This window comes from Paracoccus sp. Z118 (genome assembly GCF_019061185.1).
Taxonomy (GTDB): domain Bacteria; phylum Pseudomonadota; class Alphaproteobacteria; order Rhodobacterales; family Rhodobacteraceae; genus Paracoccus.
The window spans coordinates 1-20,150 of record NZ_JAHQZU010000033.1 but is presented as its reverse complement, the minus strand read 5'-3'; the positions used below and the strand labels follow the sequence as shown (position 1 = coordinate 20,150).

Sequence of the window (20,150 nt, the reverse complement as noted above, 5' to 3'; positions counted from 1 at the left end):
AGCTTGCCATGTCCTCTGGGGCGTCCCTGGGGCAATGGTTCGGCATGTCCTTTCGTCCTGACTGCCCGTGCCCAACGCGCTCCGGTCGCTGGCGAAAGCTTCAGCCGCAACGCCGCCGCCCGACCGCTCAGACCCTCCTCGATGTAGCGCTGGAACCGAACGCGAAGTGCCGATGGCAATGGTGCCGACATGATCCGTCCTCCCAAACGGAAGGGAATCACGATCAGCACCGCGACGGAACCCAAAGCGATTCAGGGTTCAACCGAAATGCTTTAATTGCTTGGCTCGACGCAGACCGGCCTGTCATTCTTGCAGTCCTGCATGAGCGAATGGACATCGTTCAGCGACTGATCGGGCGACTCTAGAGCCGCTCGAGCCTGACGCCGCGCATCTGTTCTTCCAGCTGGTCAGCCGCCGTTACGAGCGCGGCGCGATGTCTTGTCGGCCCCGGGCCCAGTTCCGAACGTCGCTGGATAGGGCGGGCCGCACCTGTGCCAGCCGCTGAAGGGCGGCCCGGACGGCCCCGCCGGTGGCAATGCCGTCATCGACAAGGTCGGTGCGGCCGGTGGTTTCCAGCGGCGCAACGCCCGGAACCCCGACCTTGCGCACGATCAGCATGTTGAGGTGCGCGCGAAGCTCTCCGGCGATCTCGAAGGCCGCGGCCCCCCTCGATCACGCCGCAATCCTCGCCCCGTCGATCAGCAGCGTGGGCCGCGGACGTCGGCCAAGGTGCCGCCAGCGCGAGAAGCGAGGCCTTGCCCAAGGTAACCCTCCAGCGCATTGAAATAGCTGAAGTTGCTCTCGGAGGTGACCAAACCGGAGTGCATGAGCCGGCCGGTCGCATCGTCAATGAACACGAGCAACGTGCAGGCCGGACCACGATCCTCGAACCAGCGGTGCTCCGAGCCGTCGATCTGGACCAACTCACCCAGGGCTTCGCACTGCAGCCGCGGCTGGTGCAGCACCCGCCGGTGCTTGCGCGACAGCCACAATCCGTCGGCAATCATCCATTTGCGCAAGGTCTCGTGTGAGATGTGGATGTCATGCAACTCGGAGACCTGATGGGCGGCAGGCAGCGCGTTGTTCGGTGCACGTCCGCGCGCCCTGTGAACCAGGCCAGCCGGGCCATCAGTCCGAAACCGCGCCAGCAGCCGAAACACCTGCCGCCGTGTCAGACCGAGCAGTCCCGCGGCGTCCTCGGCCCGCAACCGGCCGGACTCCACTTCCGACAGCACCTCGATCCGGTTCAACTCGCGCTCGCTCATCACCAGCCATCCCATGTCCGTCCCCCGAGGATCGTGCTTCAACCGGGGGAGAGTGACATTCCTGCTTTGCTCAGCGGTGACATTTTAGCTTTGCTATGAACTCTACTTCAATAATCCGTCTTATGTAATGCACGTGGCGTTTTCATCGCGCCTCACTGACCAGCACGGTAGCAACTGCCGGTTCGGGCGAGAACCCGGCGGGACCATTCGACACCTGCCCGCGCGGGCAATCTCTGCCTTCGAGATAAAGGCGGTGGCGTCCGAGGACTTCATGCTGCATCGGCGATGTATTAGCAGGGCAGACCCCCAACACTCAGACGAGTTCGGTCGTTCCACCACCATTTCGCGACAGAGAACGCAGGGCTCCACAAGGCCACTCCGGGCGTGACCGTTGAGGCTGGCCAAAAGCCACTGGGGCCTGCCCAATCGAGAACATCGACGATGCCCCGGGCTACGATGAGTTCCTTTAGGCCATCGCCGATCCCGATCACGAACAGCACGACGACATGGTCCGCTTACGTTCATCCGGCTGACGCCAGATGTACTTCTGTCTACTCCGCCGAGCCAGGACGCAGCAGAACTTTCCCGCGGTGCCGGGCTGCCTCCAGCATGGCATGGGCGTCGGCCGCACGCTCGAGCGGCAGGATCTCATGCGTCATCGTGCGGAGCTTGCCTTCTGCAAACAGCGGCCAGATCCTCTCTTCCAGTTCGCGGGCGACCCGTGCCTTGAACTCCGGACTGCGCGAGCGCAGCGTCGAGCCCGTAAGGGTCAGCCGCTTCAGCATCATTGGCATCAGGTCGATCTCGACCTTCGAACCCTTATTGAAGGCAATGTGGACGATGCGCCCATCGTGACGCGCCGCCTTGATGTTCTTGGCGATATAGTCGCCTCCGACAATGTCCAGGATGATGTCGGCGCCCCCTGCCTCGCGCACGATCTCGACGAAATCCTCGCTTTGAAAGTTGATTGCCCGCTCCGCACCAATCTCGCGGCAGAAATCACAATCGTCGTCCGATCCGGCGGTGGCGAACACCCTCATTCCCAACGCCGCACCAAGCTGGATTGCAGTAGAACCGATTCCTCCCGCGCCGCCATGAACGAGCAGTAGCCCCCCTTCGGGGATCGGCCCCGGCAGGAAGATGTTGCTCCAGACCGTGAAGTAGGTTTCTGGCAAGCCCGCAGCGTCGATCTCGTCTACACCCTCGGGCAGCGGCAGACAGTGCTCGGCATCGACCGTGACATACTCAGCGTAAGCGCCCCCGTTGGTCAGGGCAACGACCCGGTCGCCGGGCTTCCATCGCCGCACAGCGGCACCGATGGCGATCACCTCGCCGGACACTTCGAGGCCGAGAAGATCGGAGGCGCCCTTCGGCGGCGGATAGTGCCCCCGGCGCTGGACGAGGTCAGGGCCATTGACCCCGGCGGCGATGACGCGAATGAGGACCTCGCCCGCCTGCGGCTCAGGTACCGGGCGGCGCCCGGACACGAGCACCTCGGGACCTCCCGGGGCGCGCATCTCGATCACCGTCATTTCCTGGATGGGTTCGGACATCATTGTTTGAAGTTCCTTTTCAATTGCGGCGCATGCCTGCACCTTCAGTTGTCGCCATGGCCCGGAGCGCGGACGCAAACGCGGCCGGGCGCTCGTGCGCGACCCAGTGGCCGGCGCGCGGGATGATGGCTACCGGACAGGCGGGATCGGCTGCCCGCAGGATCGCAATGCGCTCCTTCATGTCGTCGATGGCGATCGCATCCTTCTCTCCCCAGATAGCACCAAGAGGCAGCTTTCCCCGGTGAAGGCTGTCACGCAGAAGGGGCCTGGCCGAGAACGGCCGGCTGTTGAAGCGCGCGGCCTCCGCATTGGCGGCTTGGATTGCGACCGTCTTTTCGTCGATCATCTGGGTGTCACAAATCATCAGGGTTGCGAGGTTGTGGCGATGAGCCGCTTCGCGCTCTGCCTCGGCCAGGTCGCGCCATCTTCGTAGCGGCAGGCGGAGCGAACCCGGGAGGCCGAGCCCGCTGGTGCCGACGAGAACCAGACGGGCGACACGATCCGCCATGCCTTCGGCGATTAGGCCCGAGACCAGCCCGCCGAACGAGAAGCCGACGATCACCAGCCGCGCCCCGGACGGCACGAGTTGGTCGACCGCCTCCCGAACGATCCTTGCCAGCACGACTGGATCCGGCGGGCCGGGCGGGGGATCAGATTCGCCGAAGCCTGGCAGATCAGGCATCAGCAGTTGATGATCACGTTCAAGCTCGGGGATCGCGCGAAGCCAGTGCATCCAGGACCCGCCCCCGCCATGGACGAGCAGAAGCGGCGGCCCGCTTCCAGCGAGATGCCACACGACGCGGCCGCACCCGGACGCAATCTCCCAGCGTTCGATGCCCGTCTCGTGCAGCGCCTTCATGCCCCGCCGGCCCGGGCAAGCAGGGCAGGCAGAATACCGCCCTGCCGGATCATCTCGAGTTCGGCGTCCGCCATAACATCCAGGCTGGCGTTGAAACGGGCGTCGTGGCCTCCGTTTCGGCGCAGATCGAGCCTTACCGGCGCGCGCACAGCCAGCCCCTCGGGCAGCTCGATGTCGATCAGATCGCCATGCTCAAGGGTGAAGTCGTGACGGGTCGTTCCCTCGGTCAGCACGATCGGCAGCACTCCCATGCCAACGAGATTGGAGCGGTGGATACGCTCGAAGCTTTCCGCGATCACCGCCTTCACCCCCAGAAGGCGCAGCCCCTTCGCAGCCCAATCGCGCGAGGAGCCGGCGCCATAGTTCCGCCCGGCGACGATCACCAGCGGCGTGCCGGTCGTGGCATAGGCTTCGGCCGCCTCGAATACGCTCGCCACCCCGCCGGCAGGGACCAAAGCGAGATTGCCCCGCTGGCCGGAAACGAGTTCGTTCTGAAGCAGCGGGTTATCGAACATGCCCCGATGACAGATGTCGGAGTTACCGCGCCGGGCGCCGTAATTCCCGAGTCGCCCCGGATCGGCCCCCGCGGCGATCAGCGCCCGGCCCGCCGGGCTGTCGGGGCGTATCGCACCATTGGGCGAGATGTGGTCCGTAGTAATCGAATCGCCAAGGAGCAGCAGCACCCGCGCATTCCTCAGCGGCTTCGCCAGATCGAGTGCCGGACCAAGTCCGGGAAAGGGGGACGGGCGAATGAACAGGCTCTTTTCGTCCCAGGGGAATCGCAGCCCGCCGGGCGCGTCGAGTGCCTCCCATTCCTCGGTCGTCCCCATGCCCCCGGCATAGGATCGCCGGTATCCTTCGGCATTGACGAAGCGGCGGACATGGTCGGCTATCTCCTCCGGCTCCGGCCAGATGTCGGCCAGATGAACGGGCCGCCCGTCGGCGCCGGTGCCGAGCGGCGCGGCACCAAGATCGAGCGAGACCGTCCCCGCGAGCGCAGCCGCGACCACCAGGGGCGGAGAGGCAAGATAGGCGCCGGCGATCAGCGGATGGATCCGGCCCTCAAAGTTGCGGTTGCCTGACAAAACGGCGACCGTGCACAGATCGCGCTCTTCGATGGCTCGCGTCACCTCCGGCCCGAGCGGCCCGGAGTTGCCGTTGCATGTTCCACATCCATAGCCGACGAGATTGAAGCCGAGGGTGTCAAGCGCCTCCATCAGGCCCGCTGCGGCGAGATAGTCGGTAACCGCGCGCGATCCGGGCGCGAGGGAGGTCTTGACCCACGGTTTCGTCCGCAGCCCCGCATCGACGGCGTTCCGGGCGAGGAGCCCCGCCGCCATCATGATTTCCGGGTTCGAGGTGTTGGTGCAGCTGGTGATCGCGGCAATCACGACCGCGCCGTGATCCGGCCCATCGCCGATTCCGGGCGATGGGCCCGGCCCGCGCAGCTCGGCAAGGCGCCTGGCGAACGAGGGTGGCACAGCCGCGAGGGACAGCCGCTCCTCGGGCCTCACAGGTCCCGACATCGAGGGCTCGACGGTGCCCAGATCGAACACATGCTCCTCGTCGAAGGAGAGGTGCGGGCTGACACCCGGATCCTGCCAAAGCCCCTGCGCCCGTGCCACTGCCTCGACCAAGCGAAGATGGCCCTCGTCGCGCCCGGTCATCCGCAGATATTCGACGGTCATTCGGTCGATCGGGAACCAAGCGCAGGTGGCGCCGTATTCGGGCGCCATATTGGCAATGGTAGCCCGGTCTGCGAGGCTGAGATCGGCGACCCCCTCGCCATGGAACTCCACGAAGGCGCCGACTACACCCACCCCGCGCAGGAACTCAGTCATGTGCAGGACGAGGTCGGTCGCGTTGCTGCCGCGCGGTAGCGCCCCTGCCAGGCGGACGCCGACGACAAGCGGCGGCGCAAAGACCAACGGCACGCCAAGGATTGCCATCTCGGCCTCGATCCCGCCTACCCCCCAGCCGAGGATGCCAAGGGCGTTAACCATGGTTGTGTGGCTGTCAGTGCCGATCATGGTGTCGGGTCGCGCGATACCGGCGCCGGGTCCGTGCAGGGCCACGACATGGCTCAGCCACTCCAGGTTGACCTGGTGCATGATCCCGCGTCCCGGCGGGATTACCCGCATGTTGCCGAAGGCGCGGTCGCACCACTTGATGAACTGGAACCGTTCGCGGTTGCGCTCCATCTCTAACCTGCGGTTCAGCGCAAGCGCTTCGGAATTGCCCGAGAAGAACACGGTGAGCGAATGATCGACCACGAAATCGACAGGAATGGCGGCGTCTGGCCAGGCCGAGTTGCCCCTCGTCTCAGCCGCTGTCCCCGCCACCGCGTCGCGCATCGAGGCCATGTCGGCAATCAGCGGCACACCCATGAAATCCTGCAGCAGCGCGCGTTGTGGCGCGAACGTGATCGGGGTCGCTGAATCGCGGGTAATCAGCGCCTCGATCTGCGTGCGGGCCTGGTCGAGCGGCAGGCGATAGAGGATGTCTTCGGCGAGGACGCGCAGCGAGCGCGGCTGCTCCTCGATACAAGGGATCCCTGCCGCGTCGAAGTCGAGGCAGGATGGCAGGCCCGGCGCGGCGGGACGCAGAAGATCCGGATTGGCACAGGAGGCCGTCGAGACGTGATGCCTCATCTGGCGGCGATTGTTCGAGATGCGCGCATTGGGATGCATGTCTGTCACCGCTCAGAGAAGGGCAAGAACGCCCGTGACGCGCTCATTCATTGCGAGTTCGGCGGTCATGCCGTTTCGCCCCTCCATTGCCGCCGCCCGCGCGGGCGGCGGCAATGGAGGGATCGGCGCGGACCCGCCTCATCGTGAGCGCATAGATGGGTAGCGCGAGAAGGTTGCCGCCAAGTCCGCGCGCCACCTGATAGACTGCAACGAGGGCCGCATCTGCGGCTACCACCTGCGCGGTCAGCACCATCTCCGCTGTGCCGCCGGTTGCGGAGGCCAGTAACATCAACGCCGGGTCGAGATCGAGTGCTGCGGCTAAGGCCAAACCCACAATCGCCATAATGACGCCGTTCAGGATCAGCACCACGGATCCGGCGATCAAGGCGCGTGGCAGGCGCCCTACCGTTTCGCGACGGAAACGCGTGCCGAGACTGAGGCCAAGTAGGACCTGCGCCCCAGCGAGGAGCGCTGCCGGCTCTCGCGCGGCCAGCACCCCGGACGCTGAAAGCGTCGCCACCCCGATCATCGGCCCCACGACAAAGGCGCTCGGCAATCCGAGCCGATTGCCGACGATCCCGCAAAGAAGGCCCGTCGCGAGTGCCAGCGCGAACGCGCCATCCCACGCGCCGGGCGCGCGAGCGGCATCGAAGGCTGGGTCCCCGATCCTGTAGATGATGAACGGCAGGATCAGGACCACGATGAACACGCGGGCGGCGTGCAGCGTTGCCACTGCACCGCTGTCTGCGCCCTTGGTCTGGGCGAGGTCCGCCATCTCGGAAATGCCCGCGGGCACCAATGAGAAGTAAGCCGTGCGGCGATCCAGCCCGCTTGCCCGCACCAGAAGCGGCACCATGAGCCGTCCGAGAAGGATGGAGATTCCGGCGAGCAGCGGCACCAGGGCCATATGCGGGCCGATCCGCTCGAATACAGCGGCGGTCACGGTGAGACCGACCGAGACCCCGACCACGATCTGTCCGGTGCGGTAGAGGCCGCGCGGGACAGAAAGCGTTCCGGTCGAGAGGCTGATGGCCGTTGACGCAAGCGCCGCCCCGATCAGCCAGGCGAGCGGCAGGCCGAGGCGTGCCGCTGCCCAACCGCAAATGGTAGCGACCGCCGCCGAAACGACGAGGCGTACTGCCTGCATGGCCTCTGCCTCCGCTCACGTCGCAGGCTTCCGGGAAAAGAAGGGAGATAGCAGAATGATCGCCGCCATCAGCAGCAGCACGGCGGTGATCGGTTTGGTGAGCAGATAGGTAATGCTCTCGTTGCCGGTGATCAGTGCGCGGCGCAGGTTGGCCTCCATCATCTCGCCCAGAACCAGCGCCAGTACGATCGGCGCCGGGTGGATATCGGCCTTGCGCAACAGATAACCGATCACGCCGAAGACCGCCGTCACCAGCATCTCGAAGGAACTGTTCGCCGACGCATAGGCGCCAAGCATCGCGATGCTCGTGACGAGCGTCGCCACGATCGGCCGCGGCACCTGTGTCATGCGTACCCAGAGCGGGACCCCCAGAAAGCCGATCACCACCATCACCGGCAAGCCCACGAGCAGGGCAGCGAAGATCGAGTAAGGCACCTCGGGATTGTTGGCGAACAGCATGGGTCCCGGCTGCAGGCCCTGAATGGTCAGGCCGCCGATCAGCACTGCCGCGCTTGCCGAGCCGGGAATTCCCAGCGAGAGCAGGGGAGCGAGTGCGCCGGAGACCGACGCATTGTTCGCGGATTCCGCGGCTGCGACTCCCTCCGGGTTGCCCTTTCCGTAGCTTTCGCTCGTGGATGAGAGCCGCTTGGAGATACCATAGCTGATCAGCGAAGCGATCGTAGCGCCGGCGCCCGGAATGACGCCGACAAAATAGCCGATGACCGAGGAGCGCAGAATCGTCATTCGAAAGGGCCATATATGCCGCAACGACATGTCGAGCGCCGATTTGGTTCTTGTCTGGACCGGCTTCCGATTACCCTCTTCGATCATCAGGAACACCTCAGACAGCGCGAAGAGTCCGATCAGGGCAGGAAGAAACGGGATTCCGTCGATCAGCGTAAAATGAAACACAAACCGCGTGGCGCCGCTGATCGGATCGATGCCGATAGTTATGATCGCCAAACCGAACACGAGCCCCACCAGCGATTTCAGCGTGGAACTGGTGCCGAGCACGGCGATCAGACTGAGGCCGAGCAAGGCAAGCGCAAAATACTCGGCAGGTCCGAAGGCCAGCGCCGCCGATGCCATTGCCTGCGCCGTGGCAACGAGGAAGACGATGCTGATCAGCGCTCCCACAGTGGACGCCATGATCGAAATGTTCAGCGCCTTGCCGGCTTCGCCCCGCTGGGTCATCGCGAAGCCGTCGAAGGCAGTCACAGCGGAAGCGGGCTGACCCGGAGCGTTCACAAGGATCGCGGGAATGGCGCCGCCATAGTCGGAGGCCATGTAGATCGTGACCAGCATCACGATGGCCGCAATCGGGTCCATCCCGAAGGTGAACGGAATGAGAAGCGCCATGCCGATTGATGAGGTCAGGCCCGGCATGGCCCCGACCACATAGCCGACGAGGATGCCCGTCCCGATGCCGATAAGGCCGCTCATGGTGAATATAAGTGCGAACCCGTTGAGAATATTCTCGATCATGGCATGAACCTATGGCAATGGCGTGCCGAGAAGCATCTCGAACACGAAGCGAGCGAGCGCGAGCACCAAGACCAGCGCGACTAGGTAGGAGGCCCAGTTCCGGGCGCCCGCGGCCCAGATGAAGGCCGGAACCCAGACGATTGCCGTGGTGTAGTAGCCGAAGAAGTCGATCGCAGGCGGGAAGGTCAGAACCAATGCCATGGCAAGGAAGACCTGGAAAGGACGGGCCACCTCCATATCGGACGCGCAGCCGCGATTCCTGATAGCCTGCACCGCGCCGATCCCCGAGAGAACCACGAGGAGGCCGCCGGCAATCGCCGGCACCGTTCCCGGATCTATGGTCCTGCGTGGATCGTCCTCGAGCCCGAGCCCGCCGACGACGAAGGCGACACCTACCACGGCAAGGCCAGCGAAGATGATCAGGTCGTAGACATTAGCGGGGACCCCGAGCCGCGCTACGAACGGGGCTGAGGCGGGCTGCCCGGGCCTCTCACGCCCGGGCTCGGTGACATCGGGTCGCGCCTTGCGACTCATCACTGCGCCCACTGGGTCGTGAGCTCGTTCTGGGCCTCCACAAAGGCGCGGAACTCTTCGGGCGGCATGAAGCCCGGCACGAGCTCGGAATCCGCGATGTACTGTTGCAACGCCGGGGTCTCCAGCACCTTTTCCACGGCATTGCAGACGGTGGTCTGAACCTCGATCGGGGTCTCCGGCGGCATGATCACGCCGCGGAATTGCTGCCAGCTGGTATTCACGTCGAAGCCTGCCTCGGCATAGGTAGGGGAATCAGGCAGCATGTCCAGCCGCTCGTCCGCCATGACCCCGAGCACACGCAGGGTCCCGGCCTCGACATGCTGCCGTACGAGGCCCGGATAAGCGATGACGATCTGGTTGTGACCGCCCAGCGTGGCCACCACGCCGTCACCCACGCTGTTGTAGGGCACCCAGTTGATCGAATCGTCTTCGAGCCCCGCCGCCTCCATGAACATCATCCAGGCAACCTCCCCGCCCGAACTCTCTCCAAAGCCGGCGACTGACAGACTGCCCGGATTTTCCTTTGCGGCCGAGACGAGATCCCCGAGGCTTTCGAGGCTGCTGTCGGTGCGAACTGCAATCAGATAGGGGTCGAGGACCAGGCCGCAGGCCCACTCGACGGAGTCCATGTCGAACTGGCCAGTCTGCTGGAACATCCCGAGATGCGAAGCGGTAACGGAGCCGATTGTCTGCCCGTCGGGCCGGGCGCGCTGCATCTGCGCCACCTGTCGGGCACCGCTGCCGCCGGCACGGTTCTCCACCACGACGTTCACGCCGAGATCCCGCTGAAGCCCGTCGGCCATGCGTCTGGCCATCACGTCTGTCGCGCCGCCCGGCTCGACGTGAAGGATGTAGCGAATGTCGCCGTTCGGCCAATCCTGGGCCGCCGCAGGCAGCGCGAGCGCGGCCGCGCCAAGCGCGGTCAGCACCACAAAACGTGTGCTTAGCATATTGATTCCTCCCGGTTCTCCTCCATGCCCTCCCCTGCTGTACTGCTGGTCTGGACTTGCCAAGCCGGGGCTGACATGTAAGACGATAGATATGAGTGGTAGCTAACACAACAACTAATCTGCGCCGCTCGTGAAAGCGTGTGCCAGAAGGAAAGATAGGGGAGCGCAAGCGATGACGAAGATCGCGAAAGTCACGGTACGACGGCTTCATCTGCCGTTGCTTCGTCCCTATCGACTGTCCTACCGCACCTTCGAGGCGTTCGAGCCTTTTCTGGTCGAAATCGAGGATTCGGAGGGGCGGATCGGCTTTGGCGATGGCCATGTCTCGCCGGGCTCCAGCGCCGAAACCCGCGAGGGCGGATGGGCCTTCCTGACCGCTCAGGCGCGCGACGCGGTCGGCCGTGGAACGGGCGAGGCGAAGTCCGCCGTGCTTGAAGTTGCCCATCTCTCCAAGGTTGCGGCGACAAGCCTCGTGACAGCGATCGAGGTGCTCGACGATCACCCCTTGCTCTCGGCGGACGGCCCCGTGGTGCTGCCCCAGCTAGCGCCGGTGAACGCAAGCGAAGCAGATGCCATCACAGCCGAGATCGAGGCAGGCATCGAGGCCGGCTTCCTCACCTTCAAGGTCAAGGTCGGCAAGAACGTCGAGGCCGATCTCGCCCGCGTGCGGGTCATACAGGACGCCGCCTCCGGTCAGGCCACACTCCGTCTTGACGCCAATCGTGGTTTCTCGCGCGAGGAAGCAATCCGCTTCGCTCGCGGGCTCGACCCCGCCGGCATAGAGCTTTTCGAGCAGCCCTGCGACGCGGAGGACTGGGATGCCAATGCCGCCGTCGCCGCGGTTTCGCCGGTGCCGCTCATGCTCGACGAGCCGATCTCGACGCTTGCTGACATCGAACGCGCCGGAACCATTCCGGGCGTTGGCTTCTGCAAGCTCAAGCTCAAGCGATTCGTCTCTCTCGATCTGCTGCACGAGGGGCTCGAAGCAGTGCGTACGAATGGCATGGAGCCCGTGCTCGGCGATGGACTCGGCAGCGAGGTCCATTCCTGGCTTGAAGCCTGCGTGGCCCGCAGCACCATCCGCAATGCAGGCGAATTCAACGGTTTCCTCAAGCCGCGCGACCGCCTCTTTACCGAACCGCTCCGCTTCGTTGACGGAGCCATCCATCTGGACACCGAGCGGCCCCGGCTCGACCGCGCGGCGGTTGAGCGGCTGACCGCCGAGCACGTCACCTACAGCTGAGATTCAGGGAGACTGACCCATGCCTCATGAAGCGATTCTTACCGAGCTCGACCGCCGCCGCGAGGCCGCCCGTTCAATGGGTGGGGAAGAAAAGCTCGACCGCCGCCGTGAACGTGGCCAGTTGAATGCCAAGGAGCGTCTCGAAGCCCTCATCGACGAAGGCAGCTTCTACGAGACCGGGCTCCTCGGGCGCTCGGCCTTCTCGGCCCAGACTGCCGAGAAGAGCCCCCGCGATGGCAAGATCACGGGTTTCGGGAAAATCGACGGCCGCGATGTCGGCGTGGTGGTGAACGATTTCACCACCATGGGCGCCTCTACAGGTGCCACCAACTCCAAGAAAATGGGCTATATCCGCAAGACCTGCACCGAGAAGGGTCTCCCTTTCGTACATATCGGCGAATCGACCGGTGCCCGGCTTCCCGACGCAATGGGCTCGCGCGGCATGGGCACGATGCTCGGCAACGACACCACCCAGTTCCGCCGCATGCGGGACACGCCCTGGGTCGCAGCCGCCCTCGACACGTCCTTCGGCTCCTCAGCCTGGATGTGCTGCTGCGCGGACTTTGCAGTGATGAAGAAGGGTTCAATCATGTCGGTGTCGAGCCCACGCCTCGTCTCGATGGCGATTGGCGAGAAGGTCGACATGGAGGAGCTCGGCGGCTGGCGCCTCCATGCGGAGCAGACAGGACTCATCGACCACTTCGTCGATACCGACGCCGAGGCGATGGAAGCCATCCGCCGGTTCCTCTCCTACATGCCGAGCCACAATGGCGCGCTGTCCCCGACGGCCGCCGTCACCGAAGGCTCCGGTGAGGACCAGGAACGCATCCTCGACATTCTCCCCGAGACGCGCACGCGGGTCTACAACATGAAGAAGATCATTGAGGTGATCTTCGACACCGGGTCCATCTTCGAACTGAAGCCGCGCTTCGGCAAGTCTGCGGTCGTGGCGCTCGCCCGTCTCGACGGCAAGGTCGTCGGCGTCGTCGCCAACAACCCCCAGGTCGGCGGCGGCGCGCTCTCGGCCGAGGCCTGCCGCAAGATCATCGATTTCACAGTCCTCTGCGACAGCTTCAACATCCCGATCGTGCGGCTGATGGATACGCCCGGCTTCGTGGTCGGCACCGATGCCGAGCGTCGCGGCGCGCCTGGCCACATCATGAACTTCATGAACGCGACCTGCCTGACGACGGTGCCGCAGGTTACGGTAATCTGCCGCAAGGCCTATGGCCGCGCCTATGTCGCGATGGGCGGCGGCGCGCACAACGACACGATGATCGCCTGGCCGACGGCGGAGGTCTCGTTCATGGACCCAGTCTTCGCCACCAACATCGTCCACAACCGCGCGCCCGGTGACGAGGGTTTCGAGGAGGCTCTCGCCGAAATCCAGAAGGATCTGGAGATCTGGGACATGGCCACGATCTTCTCGGCTCACGACGTAATCAAGCCGCAGGAAACCCGCGAGAGCCTGATCCGCATCCTCGACATTCACCAGCAGCGGCGCACTGGCGGTATTGGCCAGCACCTGATGCGCACCTGGCCGACAAGCTACTGATGGAGAACCCGATGCTCGATACCACGCCCGAAGGAATCGTCGCCCGCGCCCGCAACGATGGACGTGCCGCCTTGGACGAAGCTGCTGGCAAGGCACTCCTCGCCGCCGTTGGCATCCGCACCCCGCGCTCTAAGGTGGTCGCTGACGCCGAGGCCGGCGCCCTCGCCACCCGCGAGATGCAGGGACCGTTCGTGGTGAAGGTGATCTCGCCTGATATCCTGCACAAATCCGATGCGGGCGGTGTCGTTCTCCGCCTCAATGACGGCGAGGCCGTGGCGGCAGCGATCCGTGACATGGCAGGAAAGCCCGCGATCGCTGCCGCCACGGTTGAGGGATGGCTGGTTGAGGAGATGGTTCCCCAAGGGCGCGAAGTGGTGTTGGGCGGACTGGACGACGCCGAATTCGGGCCGATGATCATGGTCGGCCTCGGCGGCATCTTCGTTGAACTGCTGCGCGACGTGTCCTTCCGCATCTGCCCCATCAGCCGCGACGACGCCCGCGCCATGCTGGATGAACTGAAGGGGGTCGCGCTCCTCAGAGGGGCGCGGGGCGAGCTGCCTGTGAACGAGGAGGCGCTTGTCGATGCGATGCTCGCTCTCGGGGGTGAGGACGGCCTCCTCGTCCGCTTTGCCGGGCAAATCGCGGAAGCGGATCTCAATCCGGTCATCGTTTCGCCCGAAGGTGCGGTCGCTGTGGATGCCCGCTTCATCCTGGCCGCGAACGACAGATCCCGGACTGAAGCCAGGTCTGCCGCGCCTCCCGCGCTGGACACTTTCCGGCCGCTGTTCGAGCCGAAGACCGTCGCCGTGCTTGGCGCCTCGACCAAGGACGTGCAGATCGCCAACACCTTCATCCGGCGGCTCAAGGCCTTCGGCTTCGAGGGTTCGATCTATCCGATTCACCCGCAGGCGGCCGAGATCGAGGGCTTGCCAGCCTATCCGTCTCTGGGCGAGACGCCGGAACCCGTGGACTACGCCTATGTTGCCATCGGCGCGCAGCGCATCCCGGATGCGCTCGCGGCGGGCCGCGGTCGATGCCGTATTGCCCAGGTGATCTCATCGGGCTTCGGCGAAGTCGCCGAAGGCCGCGAGCTGGAGCGCGAACTCGTCGAGAAGGCGCGCGCGGCCGGCACGCGCGTGATCGGCCCGAACTGCCTCGGAACCTATTCCCCGCGCGGCGGACTCACCTTCCCCGCCGATGCACCAAAGGAACTCGGACGGATCGGCATCGTCTCGCAATCCGGCGGGCTCAGCACTGACATCATCAAGCGCGGTCAGTGGCGTGGCCTGCGCTTCAGCGGTCTTGTTACGATGGGCAACAGCGCCGACGTCAAGCCGCACGAGCTGGTCGAATACTATTTCGACGACCCTGAGACCCGGGCGGTCGGTCTTTACATCGAGGACGTCCGCGAGGGTCGCGCCTTCTTCGAACTTCTGCGCCATCATCCGGCGCCGAAGCCGGTGGTCATTCTTAAGGGCGGGCGCACCGCCCTTGGGCGGATGGCGGCGGCTTCGCACACCGGGGCCCTTGCCGGCGACAACCGCGCCTGGGAGGCAATGGCCACCCAGCTGCCGGTCGCCCTCGTCTCCTCGGTCGATGCCTTTATCGACGCACTTCTTGCACTTCAGCACTTCACCCTCCGACCTGAAAAGCCGACACGATCTGTCGTTCTTTTCGGAAATGGCGGCGGGGCAAGCGTTCTCGGAACCGATGCCTTCGCCGATCACGAGCTCGTCGTGCAGCCCTTCGTGGGCGAAGCCCTCGCTCGCCTTGAAGCGATGGGCCTGCCGCCCGGCACCAGCGTGCTCAACCCGGTGGACACGCCGGTCCGCACGCTGCAGGAAAAGGACGGCCTCATCGCGGGGGAGATACTCGATACCGTCCTCCGGCACGCGCGGCCGGATGCGGTGGCGATCCACCTCAATCTCGCCGCATTTGTCGGTCGCGGCACGGTTGATCCGATCGGGAATCTTTTCTCGATGATCGAGGAAGCCGCCCGCAAGCACCCAGGCACCTCGCATATGGCGCTCGCGATGCGCAGTGACGGTTCGCCGGAACTGGACGAAACCCGCCGCGTCTATCGCGCGCGCGCTGCCGCGATCGACCTGCCGATCTTCGACGAGATCCCGGCTATGGCGCAAGCCCTTGCCGTGGTTGGCCGTCTGGAGCAGCGGTTCGCCTCCCTCGGGAGGCGTCGCAGACGGGCGTGACCGGGGGTTGCCCCCTCTGGAGGACTTCAGGCGTGGTCCTCGTCCTTCGCGGGGCGAGGATCTGCTCTTTTGAACTCAGAGCCCTGTCTTCAGCCGGAACGATTCGGCCTGCTCAGGTGTGAAGCAAGCAAGGCGGAGGTCGCGCAGATAGGGACCGAAGGCTTCGTCGATCTCGGCGCCGAACCGCTGGAAGATCTCGGCCATGTAATAATCATGGCGGATCAGCGACTCGGCCATGTTCACGATGGGTTTGTTGCGGGTATGAACTGCCTGCGCCTCGCCCGAGAACCGCGCCGTGACCATCTCTTCGTGATCGGCCGCGACCGTGAACAGGTTGTCGGTACTTCCCATCCGCACGCCATTTCCTTCGTGGATGAAGGTCCGGCACCTTGGCCCGAAGGTAAAGCGCTCTGCGTCGGGCCCGAACACCACGATCAGCATTTCCAACCCGCGCTTGCCGGCGGCGGTCAGGCTCTCGATGTGGCGTGCCAGGATGTCGTCAGGCGCCTTGATCATCAATATCTCGTGAGCGTTCTCGATCAGCCTGTCTATCTTTTCGTGGACGGTCCTCTCGCCGGTCAACGACCAGACGAGCTGGTCATCCTCCGTCACTGTCAGCTTCGAGAGCCTTGCGCTCACATCGTCGCAAATCGCGCTGGTCTGTCGAGCGATAGAGCCGAGCAGGTCCTTCGCAGGCGCTGCGGCATACCGCACCGGTGTCTCGCTCACCGCCAAGACAGCGCCTTTCTGGGCGAGGCTTTCAAGCGCGTTGTAAGCATTGGGCCGGGGGACGCCTGTGCGCTTTGACAGCTCGTAAGCAGTCTCGGGCTCACCTTGGCGCAGCAGCTCTATGTATATGCGCGCCTCGTAATCAGTGAAACCGAGGCGCCGTAGGTCCGAAACGAGATCGTCGGGTATTCCTCCGTCCTTAAGCGCGAGTTTGCCGACCATCCTGCCACCTGTATTCAAAACTCTACCTAGTTTAGCTGCGTTACCTGCCAGCGCACGCGGTCTGGCAGGCTGCCGCAAGAACCAGACCTCAGCGTCTGACGCCGGGTATCCGCCAAAGCGCCGAAACCGCGAGCGCCGCTACGATCACCTTCAGAAGATCTCCAAGAAGGAACGGCAGCATGCCCTGAGCCAGAGCCGCTTCCGGCCCCGATCAACACAGCAAGCCAGGTTCCTCCGCAGAGATAGACCAGGGCGCCGCCCGCAATCGTTGCCGCAAGCGCGGCAGGTACCGTTCGACTCCGTCCGCGGTCGGCGAGTGTGCCCACCAGCCACGCAGTTGCCAGGAAGCCGACGAGATAGCCGCCCGTCGGGCCGAACAACTGCTCGATGCGCCGCCGCTTGCGAAGACTGGCAGCCCCAGCGCGCCCTGCACAAGATAAAGACCCACCGCCGCCGTGCCCATGAAAACGCCGTGCCTATGCGCGCGCCAAAGGCCAGCGCCAAGACTATCGCTCCGAAGCTCTGCATTGTCATTGGTACCGGCCACATCGGCACATGGATCCGCGCGCAAAGCGTCAGGAAGATAGATCCGGCGACCGCCAGTAACACCAGTTCGGTGCGAGAATCCGGTCTTCTGGCCAACGCGATGACCTTCGGCAGGTTGTTCATGCGCTTAGTCCGCCATGGTCACGCGCTCGGCAGTGAGTGCCTTCAGGTTTTCGTCGATGAACCCCGTATAGACATCGCCCCGCCTGAAGTTTTCGCTCTCGAGGCAGGCGATCAGGAAATCGCGGTTCGTACGGATGCCCTCGATCCGGGTCCCTTCAAGCGCGTCGATCATGGTTGCGCGGGCCGATTCCCGATCCTGACCATGGGTGATGATCTTCGCCAGCATGGGATCGTAATAGGGCGTCACCGTGTCACCCGCACGATAGCCGGTCTCGATCCGCAGCTCGGGCGTGGCTGCCGGCAGATCAAACGCTTCGAGGATGCCTGGCGAGGGCATGAACATCTTGGCGGGGTTCTCGGCATAAAGGCGGCACTCAATCGCGTGGCCATCAGATCGGACCTCCGCCTGATCGAGTCCCGTCAGTTCACCCCTCGCGAGATCGATCTGCATGGCGATCAGGTCGCGGTCTACCACCATCTCTGTAACCGGGTGCTCGACCTGAATCCGAGTGTTCATTTCCAGAAAGAAGAACTCGAAGCTGTCGGTGTCCACAATGAACTCTATGGTTCCGGCACCGCGATAGCGTGTCTCGCGGCAAAGCGACAGCGCGGCCTGGGCCATTGCGCTCCGCACTTCATCGGGCAGACCTGGCGCCGGGCTTTCTTCTATCACCTTCTGGAACCGACGCTGGAGCGAGCAATCCCGCTCGAACAGATGGACTGTTGTTCCATCGCCGAAACCGAAGACTTGGATCTCGATATGCCGCGCCCGCGGCACGAAGCGCTCAAGAAACACAGTGCCGTCGCCAAACGCCTTTGCTGCCATCGACTGCGTCGCGGCGACTGTCTGGTCCAGCGTCTCCATCGAATCGACGCGACGCATGCCAATTCCACCGCCTCCGGCCGAGGCCTTGACGAGCAGCGGAAATCCCACACGTCGTGCCTCCTCCGAGAGCCCTGCGGTGTCGCCATTTGCAAAGCGCCGGCTGCCGGGCACCACTGGCACGCCTGCGCCCTCGGCCAGTTCGCGCGCCCGTTGCTTGTCGCCCATCGCGCGCAGGGTTGCGGCGTCAGGACCGATCCAGGTCAGCCCGGCCGCCTCCACTGCTTCCGCGAATTCCGCGTTTTCGGAAAGGAAGCCATAGCCCGGATGCACGGCGTCCGCGCCCGTAGCCGTGGCTGCCTCCAATATTCGGGCGGCGTTCAGATAGCTGTCGCGTGCCGGCGCCGGTCCAATCAGTACCGCCTCGTCGGCATCGCTGACATGGGCTGAGGTGCTGTCGGCCTCTGAATGGACGGCTATTGTTCGTAGTCCGAGGTCCTTGGCAGAGCGGAAGATGCGACGAGCAATCTCGCCCCGGTTTGCGACCAGAAGCGTCCGCATGGCGTCAGACCTCGATCCGGGCGACAATAGTTCCCTCCGTCACTACCTCGCCCTCCGCCGTCAGAATCTCGACGAGGGTGCCCCCCTCGGGGGACGCAACCGGGATCTCCATCTTCATGGATTCGAGAATCATGATGGGATCGTCCTCGCTCAGCGACTGCCCCACCTCCGCTTCGATTTTCCAGACATTTCCCGTGATTTCAGTCTTGACATCAATGATTGGCATTTGCGGGCCCTCTGAGCGGCGGTTTGGCGATTGACGGCAGTATAGGCTCAGATCATAGTAGTTGCAATAGCAACTCCGGTCGATGGCCGAACGCCTCTACCGCTGCATGAACAGGGAGGAAGAAGGTGGCCTTAAAAAGCATTCTCGCTATCTACAGTGGGGACGCCGAGGGGTCGGGCGGACTGAGCTTGGCGATCCACATGGCCAAGAAGTATGACGCTCACTTGACCGGGATCGTGTGGCGGGGTCCGAGCTCGCTCGAACATCGCTATCAGCGCTACATGAGCAGGGAAATCCTGGACATGCTCGCCTCGCGCGACAACGAGATCGTGTCAGAGGTGCGGGCTGCCTTCGATGCACGGATCGCGGCGGAAGACCTGGAGCGCTACTCGAGTTTCATTGAGTTCAGAAGCAACGTTGACTTCAGCCTCGCAGCATGCGCGCGCAGTTATGACATAGCCGTGATCGGCAACCGAGCATCGGCCGCCGGGCGTGAGCACTTCGCGGTCCGCCCCGACGTGATTGCTCTGCGGAGCGGCAAGCCCGTCGTCATCGCGCCTCCCAACCACAACGTGGCTCAGATCGGCACGCGGGCGCTGGTGGCGTGGGACGGCAAGCGTGCCTCTGCCCGTGCCCTCGGCGACGCTCTCCATATCCTCGCCACGAAGAATCACGTCACAGTTCTTAGCGTCGGTGATGCGCCGCCCCTTGGGCCGCCGGGTGATGATATTGTCGCTCTGCTTGGACGTCACGGCATTCCCGCGTCTGCGATCGTTCGTCCGACAGGTTCCGGTGGGATCGCGCGGACAATTCTCGAAACCTGCTCCGAGGTAGGTGCCGGCCTCTTGATCATGGGCGCCTATGAGCACAGCAAGTTCGCCGAAGACCTGTTTGGCGGCGTGACGCGCGAGATCCTCGATTCCGTATCCATTCCGGTTCTCATGTCGCATTAGGACGGGGGCTGCCACTCTCAGCGATCCCTCTTTCCATTAAGCGTTCCTATATCGGGCGCCTCTGCTGAGGTAGGACCATGTGACTGGCACCCCCTTTTCGCGCGGTTCTGGCACGCGCTCGCCTGGACGGCACGCCAAGACCGTGGTTGCTACCCTGGCTCATGACGGCCGCCTGCGCTCACCGCCGCGCTTGCAGGAAGAAGCGGACCATCACGGCCCAGGTTTCTTGGCCGGCCGCGATGCGATGAAGAAGCCGGTGGTGGTGGCGGGGATCGACCCGGCCGACATGCGCCCGCAAGCGGGCGCCGTCCCCGCGGGGGCCGGACTGGCCGCCGGGCGCGGCGCTCCTCCCCCTCCACCCATCCTCCCGCCTCTCCACTCGCGGCGGCCCGCTTCTGCGCGATCCGTCCCGTCCCCGCTCCCTCGAGGTGTCCCTGATGGCGCTGCCCGCCCGCCTGTCCGCCTGGCTTCCCGGC

Annotated in this window: 16 protein-coding genes and 1 pseudogene; 4 read left to right on the top strand and 13 right to left on the bottom strand. The window is 64.5% G+C overall.

Annotated elements, in window-relative coordinates; translation table 11 throughout:
- Positions 1-417 precede the first annotated feature (417 nt).
- From KTN05_RS15665 to KTN05_RS15625, 9 genes and pseudogenes are all read right to left on the bottom strand, one after another.
- Positions 418-618, bottom strand: coding sequence for a hypothetical protein (locus KTN05_RS15665; RefSeq protein ID WP_217330325.1), 201 nt, complete (start codon positions 616-618; stop codon positions 418-420).
- Between the two features lie 143 nt (positions 619-761).
- Positions 762-1,280, bottom strand: a pseudogene (locus KTN05_RS15660) (helix-turn-helix domain-containing protein); the annotation flags it as partial.
- 536 nt (positions 1,281-1,816) lie between these two features.
- On the bottom strand, positions 1,817-2,821 hold the full coding sequence (locus tag KTN05_RS15655) for an NAD(P)H-quinone oxidoreductase (protein ID WP_371823392.1): 1,005 nt from the start codon (positions 2,819-2,821) through the stop codon (positions 1,817-1,819).
- 16 nt (positions 2,822-2,837) lie between these two features.
- Entirely contained in the window at positions 2,838-3,677 is an 840-nt protein-coding gene (locus KTN05_RS15650; RefSeq protein WP_217330323.1) for an alpha/beta fold hydrolase, read from the bottom strand.
- The gene (gene acnA / locus KTN05_RS15645) at positions 3,674-6,328 is read right to left on the bottom strand and encodes an aconitate hydratase AcnA (protein ID WP_217330322.1); all 2,655 of its coding nucleotides are present in this window, start codon (positions 6,326-6,328) and stop codon (positions 3,674-3,676) included. Before acnA ends, KTN05_RS15650 begins: the two co-directional genes overlap by 4 nt.
- An 82-nt stretch (positions 6,329-6,410) precedes the next feature.
- Complete coding sequence (locus KTN05_RS15640; protein WP_217330321.1) at positions 6,411-7,514, bottom strand: AbrB family transcriptional regulator; 1,104 nt, start codon at positions 7,512-7,514, stop codon at positions 6,411-6,413.
- A 15-nt stretch (positions 7,515-7,529) separates the two neighbouring features.
- On the bottom strand, positions 7,530-8,999 hold the full coding sequence (locus KTN05_RS15635; protein ID WP_217330320.1) for a tripartite tricarboxylate transporter permease: 1,470 nt from the start codon (positions 8,997-8,999) through the stop codon (positions 7,530-7,532).
- Between the two features lie 9 nt (positions 9,000-9,008).
- Positions 9,009-9,533, bottom strand: a complete 525-nt coding sequence (locus tag KTN05_RS15630) for a tripartite tricarboxylate transporter TctB family protein (RefSeq protein WP_217330319.1) — start codon at positions 9,531-9,533, stop codon at positions 9,009-9,011.
- On the bottom strand, positions 9,533-10,483 hold the full coding sequence (locus KTN05_RS15625; protein ID WP_217330318.1) for a tripartite tricarboxylate transporter substrate binding protein: 951 nt from the start codon (positions 10,481-10,483) through the stop codon (positions 9,533-9,535). Before KTN05_RS15625 ends, KTN05_RS15630 begins: the two co-directional genes overlap by 1 nt.
- A 172-nt stretch (positions 10,484-10,655) precedes the next feature.
- Between KTN05_RS15625 and KTN05_RS15620 the strand changes: the two genes are divergently transcribed.
- Genes KTN05_RS15620 through KTN05_RS15610 form a run of 3 tightly spaced genes read left to right on the top strand, consistent with a single transcriptional unit; the run spans position 10,656 to position 15,491 of the window.
- Positions 10,656-11,726, top strand: coding sequence for a mandelate racemase/muconate lactonizing enzyme family protein (locus KTN05_RS15620; RefSeq protein ID WP_217330317.1), 1,071 nt, complete (start codon positions 10,656-10,658; stop codon positions 11,724-11,726).
- 19 nt (positions 11,727-11,745) lie between these two features.
- Positions 11,746-13,281, top strand: a complete 1,536-nt coding sequence (locus tag KTN05_RS15615; protein ID WP_217330316.1) for an acyl-CoA carboxylase subunit beta — start codon at positions 11,746-11,748, stop codon at positions 13,279-13,281.
- 11 nt (positions 13,282-13,292) lie between these two features.
- Positions 13,293-15,491, top strand: a complete 2,199-nt coding sequence (locus KTN05_RS15610) for an acetate--CoA ligase family protein (RefSeq protein WP_217330315.1) — start codon at positions 13,293-13,295, stop codon at positions 15,489-15,491.
- A 75-nt stretch (positions 15,492-15,566) separates the two neighbouring features.
- On the opposite strand, the gene KTN05_RS15605 is transcribed toward KTN05_RS15610, so the two are convergent.
- The 4 genes from KTN05_RS15605 to KTN05_RS15585 all read right to left on the bottom strand — a co-directional run bounded on the left by KTN05_RS15605 (position 15,567) and on the right by KTN05_RS15585 (position 18,721).
- Positions 15,567-16,442 (bottom strand): TrmB family transcriptional regulator, encoded by an 876-nt coding sequence (locus tag KTN05_RS15605; RefSeq protein ID WP_217330314.1) that lies wholly within the window; start codon positions 16,440-16,442, stop codon positions 15,567-15,569.
- Positions 16,443-16,468: 26 nt separating this feature from the next.
- Positions 16,469-16,831 (bottom strand): biotin transporter BioY, encoded by a 363-nt coding sequence (locus tag KTN05_RS18750; protein ID WP_371823393.1) that lies wholly within the window; start codon positions 16,829-16,831, stop codon positions 16,469-16,471.
- Positions 16,832-17,115: 284 nt separating this feature from the next.
- The gene (locus KTN05_RS15590) at positions 17,116-18,495 is read right to left on the bottom strand and encodes an acetyl/propionyl/methylcrotonyl-CoA carboxylase subunit alpha (protein WP_217330311.1); all 1,380 of its coding nucleotides are present in this window, start codon (positions 18,493-18,495) and stop codon (positions 17,116-17,118) included.
- A 4-nt stretch (positions 18,496-18,499) separates the two neighbouring features.
- Positions 18,500-18,721: an acetyl-CoA carboxylase biotin carboxyl carrier protein subunit gene (locus KTN05_RS15585; RefSeq protein ID WP_217330310.1), complete on the bottom strand. Its 222-nt coding sequence runs from the start codon at positions 18,719-18,721 to the stop codon at positions 18,500-18,502.
- A 188-nt stretch (positions 18,722-18,909) separates the two neighbouring features.
- Here KTN05_RS15585 and KTN05_RS15580 point away from each other — a divergent pair, with 188 nt between their 5' ends.
- Positions 18,910-19,674 (top strand): universal stress protein, encoded by a 765-nt coding sequence (locus tag KTN05_RS15580; protein ID WP_254368273.1) that lies wholly within the window; start codon positions 18,910-18,912, stop codon positions 19,672-19,674.
- Positions 19,675-20,150: the final 476 nt, after the last annotated feature.